The organism is Desulfobulbaceae bacterium (assembly GCA_013792005.1).
Lineage (GTDB): Bacteria > Desulfobacterota > Desulfobulbia > Desulfobulbales > VMSU01 > VMSU01.
This window is the reverse complement of the sequence record VMSU01000004.1, coordinates 1-6197: the sequence shown is the minus strand read 5'-3', so window position 1 is coordinate 6197 and position 6197 is coordinate 1. Positions and strand designations below refer to the sequence as shown.

The 6197-nt window shown below is 51.6% G+C and carries 4 protein-coding genes; 3 read left to right on the top strand and 1 reads right to left on the bottom strand.

What is annotated here, in order from left to right:
- A partial coding sequence (locus tag FP815_00165; GenBank protein MBA3013355.1) for a hypothetical protein occupies positions 1–452 on the bottom strand: 452 nt, incomplete at its 3' end.
- 233 nt (positions 453–685) lie between these two features.
- Between FP815_00165 and FP815_00160 the strand changes: the two genes are divergently transcribed.
- The 3 genes from FP815_00160 to FP815_00150 form a co-directional block, all read left to right on the top strand.
- On the top strand, positions 686–1579 hold the full coding sequence (locus FP815_00160; GenBank protein ID MBA3013354.1) for a cytochrome C: 894 nt from the start codon (positions 686–688) through the stop codon (positions 1577–1579).
- Between the two features lie 37 nt (positions 1580–1616).
- Entirely contained in the window at positions 1617–3731 is a 2115-nt protein-coding gene (locus FP815_00155) for a tetratricopeptide repeat protein (protein ID MBA3013353.1), read from the top strand.
- Positions 3732–4188: 457 nt separating this feature from the next.
- Positions 4189–6197 (top strand): hypothetical protein (locus tag FP815_00150; GenBank protein MBA3013352.1); only part of this gene is annotated, 2009 nt, incomplete at its 3' end.

The following is a 6197-nucleotide window of genomic DNA, read 5'->3' as shown; positions in this document are numbered from 1 at the left end:
TCTGGTGTTGAAATAAAGCCATATCCTTCCAGAAGGCCTAAACGAAATCTACCATCATAGACTGTCTTGTCCTCAAAAGTGATCATTCCAGAGCCATTCAGGCAATCACTCTCCTTAAGACACGTCCCCTTCCTGCCGTCGACAGCAACAACGGCGCCGCCTCCCTGGTATCTCCCATTACGAAAACTCCCACTAAAGCTCGAGCCATCAGCCAAAGTTATTGTTCCCTGACCATTGAATTTGCCCTGTTTAAAGTCACCGATGTATTTACCTCCGCCATCAAGATCCATAGTTCCAGATCCCTCCAGACAGTCACCCTCTTGACATGTCCCTACAAATTCTACTGGCGAGGTATCCGGCAGCGCCCGACTCTGCTTAGTCTTGACGCAGGACAACACTCCCGCCAAGACGAATAACATCACTCCCAAAAGCACATACTTATATCTTTTCATTTCCACAACAAAAGATCCCTTACCATCGCTTATGAGCAGACACCCCAGAATTCTTGACAATGCCTGCCTTTTCTGTCAATCTCACAGCTTAAGTTAGCGGTTAGCGGTTAACAGTTATCAGTTATCGGTTATCGGTTATCGGTTACCTCCGCCATTGACAGGATTACTCACCGTAAACCGTAAACCGATAACTGCCAACCGCTAACCTGAGCAGTTACCGACCATTAGACTTTATGCCCACTACCGGATTTAAAAACACCATCCTGTCGATAATAATAGGCAAGCTGATATTTGCAACCAAATATCTTTGCCTCCTCGCTGCCTTATGCCTTATCGACAACACCCATTGCCACGCTGCCGACACGATGGACATCCCTGAGTCCAATGAGCCCCTGAACCAACTGAGCCTCAATGACTGCGCCAAATGCCATCCAGGTGTTGTCGCCTCTATTCATAGCAAAGGCATGGCACACCGAGACAAGCTTACCTGCACCGGATGCCACCCTGGCCACCCCCCCCACGATACCGGCATCATCCCTCTATGCAATCAGTGTCATCAAGGAGCTGCCCATTTCGGCCTGACCAACTGCCTGGAGTGCCACACCAACCCGCATACCCCCATGGAAATCACTCTTGCCAAAACCATTACCGGTCCTTGCACCACCTGTCATAACGGCCAACTCGAACAACTGCAGGATTACCAATCAATCCATTCAACCCTCGACTGCACCGCATGCCACACCCATCACGGCTACCTCCCCCCATGCTTCAACTGTCACCAATCACACCTAGAAGGCATGGCCAATGCAACTTGCATGGAGTGCCATAAACCCCATATGCCCCTGGAAGTGAATTATGCCCCAGACACACCTTCTGAATATTGCGGCCCTTGCCACTTGGAAGTTTACTCTCTCCTAGGGGCCAGCCGCGCCAAACACCGCAATGTTAAATGCGCAGAGTGCCATGCCACCAAACATAAAACCATACCCGAGTGCCAAAAGTGCCACAACACACCACACTCCCAGTCCATCCTGTCACAATTTGAAAGCTGCGGCAAATGTCATGGCCTAGCCCACGACCTGCGGCTTAATCAAATTGATATCCGCCTCGAAAATCTGGCACACTAGAAACTGCTTCGGCAACGACCCACAACCCAAAAACACTATGTCCCGGAAAATCAAACAACGCCCTACCTCCGGGATAAAAAAAACATCCCCCCCTGCAACCAATACTCTCCAAACAGCCATCAACGCCCACAACAACGGTGACATCTACAAGGCAGAAACCCTCTACCGTGCCGTCCTGACGGCTCTGCCACGAAACACCGACGCCTTAAACCTGTTGGCAACCCTCTATCAGCAACAAGGGAGATTTAAGGATGCCATCCCGCTCTTGACCCGGGCGATTACCCTAACACCCTCGCGGCCTGACTACCATTCAAACCTAGGCTCAGCCCTGCGAAGCGCCGGAGAACTCGACAAGGCCACCACCGCATTCAGGAAGGCCCTTTCCTTGCAACCGGGCCACCTGGAATCTCAATTTAATCTGGCGATGACCCGCCGTGAGCTAGGTGATATTGCTGGGGCACTCCAAAGCTTTCGCACCATCCTCATCACCAAGCCCTCCTTCATCCCAGCGCATGAAATGATGGCCAAGATCATGCTGGAGCAAAGACTGCTTGATGAAGCTCTAGCCTGTCTCCAAGAAATCATCCACTATGCCCCGCAGAACAGCACGGCTTTTTTCGAGTCCGGCAATATCCTGCAAGCCCAGAACAAACTCACCGATGCCGTTACAGCCTATAAGCACGCCATTGCCCTCACCCCTCATTACGCCGTGGCCCTCAACAATCTGGGCAACACCTTAGTCAAACAAGGAAAGCTTAACGCCGCCATGCACTGCTACCAAGAGGCCATCCGGCACATGCCTGATCTTGGCGAAGCCTATGTCAACCTCGGTTGGACCTACAAAGAACACGGGATGATTGAGGACGATATTGCCTGCCTTAAGCAGTACCTCTCGCTCCGCCCCAACGACCACAAGGCACACAGTGATCTGCTCTTCTCTATGAATTACGATCCCTCTTATAGCCCAGAACAGCTCTACTCTGCCGCCAAAGGCTGGTGGCAGCAGCATGCGCCAAAAGAAATCATCTTCACTCACCAACCTCGAATCTCTGGTCAAAAATTACGGATCGGCTTTCTCTCCCCTGACTTTCGGCAGCATCCGGTGGGAACATTCCTCACCCCACTGTTCTCCGCCATCGATAAACAAAAGGCAAGCCTGCACTGTTACGCCGAAATGCACAATCAGCAGAAGGATGCCGTAAGCCACAGACTGCTCTCCATTGCCGACACCTGGACCAACACCCTAGGACTCACGGCTGCTGAAGCGGCAGCAAGAATCCATCAAGATCGTATCGACATCCTGATCGACCTGGCCGGACATTCCGCAAATAACCGACTGGACATCATGGCGCTTAAACCAGCCCCTGTCCAGGTGAGCTGGCTTGGTTATGTCAACACCACCGGGCTGCCGGTCATCGATTACCGCCTCACCGACATTGTGACAGACCCTCCCGGCACGGAGGCATGGCATAGCGAGAAGCTATTCAGGATGCCTGATGCCTTCTTCTGCTATGAACCGCCTGTTGACGCTCCAGCCATCGGTCCGCTTCCCGCCCTGACTCAAGGGCATATCACCTTCGGCTCCCTCAACAATCCGGCAAAGATCTCCCCACAGGTCATCGCCGTGTGGGCAAAAATTCTTATACAAACGCCGCACTCCCGACTGATAATGATAGGGGCTCCCTTTGCCGACGAATTTATTATCAACCGCTACCAATCTTTATTCAGCGACCAGGGAGTGGACTCCGAACGAATCAGCATGAGGGCTACGCTACCCATGCAGGAGTATCTGCAACTTTACAATACAATAGATATTGCCCTCGACCCATTCCCCCATAACGGCCACACAGTTACCTGCCACACCCTGTGGATGGGGGTCCCGGTCATAGCTCTACTGGGAGAAAGGTATGCCGCCAGGATGGGGGCAAGCGTCCTCGTTGGGACCGGCCTGTCAGAACTGGTGGCACCTACGACTGATGACTATATTTCAATGACCACCACACTTGCCAATGACCTCAAACGGTTATCAGAGTTACGTAACTCCATGCGCGACCGCCTGTCTCGTTCTCCGATATGCAACACGCGCCGCTTCGCCCAAAACTTCCTTCAGGCGATGCAGCAGATGGCCACACCTTGGCTTATCAGCCACTGAGGCCTTGCATTTCCCCCGTTAAATTCGTATAACGGCACAGTGTGAAATTTCATTAACTACGAACCCTGTCATTGTCTTACGTGGCTGTTAACTATGATGGCGTCGCAAAAAGCCCGATCTACTGCGTTGCAGCGCACTTTTGCTCATTCGGCACACCATATGTGTGGCCTCATTCGCAAAAGCACACTGCGTCTTGTATATCGGCCCTTTTGCTTAGCCATCCCGTGACTTTTTGCGAGACCATCAACTATTTTCAGCTAAATCTCCAGCTGGAGATAAACACCGACTGGTAGCCAATGCCTTGTCCCCTTCGGCTCCACTCAGGGAACAATTATCGCGGGACCGTTCCCTGAGCGGAGCCGAAGGGGACAGAACAAAGAGCTTACTGCGTTGAATTTTACTCTATCGTATTAACTCGGTTATTGTTCCTCAACAATCTACTTAACTTACGTTGCGCGTGATATCACTACATCAACTCTACCCAACAATAGCGCGTCCCTTGGTTCGCGTACTCCTTATACTCCTGACCCTCGCAGGAATCTACCAAGCTTTTATTTCCCACACCCTTGCCGCCGATCCCGCTACTGCAACTCAAGGGAAAGAACCCCTTTTCTATACGGTACAAGTAGGAAGTTACGCCAATGAAGATGAGGCAATCCTCTGGTATGACCGCCTTGCCGAAGCATTGCCTGACAGCGCCAAGGATTTCTTGCGGATTGAAATCATAGCCCCTTTTCACACCGTCCGGATCGGAAAAGCGGAAAAGCGAGAGGAAATTATTGCGCTCTTTACCGAAGCGCAGAGAATCACCCAGCGGCCACCGGCAATCATCCACGGCTACTTCAAACCGGAACGGATTTCGAAAATTCACACTCTTGGCGCCACCCCTCCTCAGCAAGACCAAAAAAAAACACACCCTATAAGCATCAAACCAGCCGTCAAGCACGAACCCTTTACCGATGCCAAGGAAGAGTCCCTTGACACCGTCCAGGGAAAACCCCTCCCTCCCCGTCAGGGTGAAAAGGAGAAGACCACCGTCAACTCATCCCTACCTGTCCCGGCACCGATCAAGATGCCCGATGCCGCCATGAAGCAAATGATTATTAACAAATACACGACTGACCAAACAGCAAGCAAAAATCAACAAGATACCCTTATCAAGCAAAGCCAATCCTTCCCGGAAAATCCCTCCTGCCTCACCTCCACCTGCCATCAGACTATAACGTCTGGAAAAATCAACCACCATCCTGCACAAACCAGCCGTTGTCTGGCCTGCCATCAACAGGTGAACCAGCAACACCCGGATACGGCAGGATCCGACTTTCAACTAGCGGCCCAAGGGTCTGACCTCTGCGCACAATGCCACCCCAGACTGCTGGGCAAGAAATACACCCACCAGCCCGCCCGAGATGGAGAATGCACTAGGTGCCACAACCCACACACCTCCGACAGTCCCTTCTTGTTGAATATTTCGGCTGAAAACCAAAATACACTCTGCCAGGAGTGTCATGACCAAGAATTTTCGACAAAAAAATACACCCATGGTCCTGTCGGGCTTGGCGCCTGCACTTACTGCCACAGCCCCCATGAATCCGACCACAAAGGACTGCTCAAAAATGATCCTCAATCCCTGTGCTTTGAGTGCCATACTGACATCGCACAAGGGGTCAAGGAGTCCCTCAGTATCCACAAAGTAGTACAGACTGAAGGTTGCGTCTCCTGTCACCTGCCACACGGCAGCGACGCCCCAAGCCTGTTAAAAGAAAGCGGGGAAAAATTCTGCTTTACCTGTCATGACGACATTGAGGATAAATTCAACAAATCGCGATCAAAGCATGGTGGAGCCTACCTTGACAAACAATGCGGCACCTGCCACCAGCCCCACTACTCACCATACGAAAAACTACTCAACAACAAACAGTTAGATCTTTGCATCTCCTGCCATAGCGACAAAAAATCAACCAGTGCCAAGGCGCCAAAGAATATTGCGTTAGAACTAAAGAAGACTTTTGTCCACGAACCGGTCGCCCAAGGAGACTGCAGCGGATGTCACGACCCTCATGGCTCTAAGTTTCTAAAATTATTGACCGGCCCTTACCCAGATACCTTTTATGCGCCTTACGACCAGGATCTCTACGATCTCTGCTTTTCCTGCCATGACAAAGAATTGCTGACCAGCCAGAACACGAGTAAAGCAACATCATTCCGGAACGGCCCGGCAAACCTCCACAACCTCCATGCCAGTATTCCACGCAAGGGGAGAACCTGTAAGACTTGCCATCAACCCCACGCCAGCGATGGCCCAAAGTTGATCAACCAGACTGGTTCGTACTTTGGAGAATGGCAAATGTCAATTTCCTTTACCACTACGACCAACGGCGGAACCTGTATGCCTGGCTGTCACCGCAAGATGGAATACAATCGTGACCACGCTATTGACAGAGGCGTCAAGGAGCCAGGAGTTGG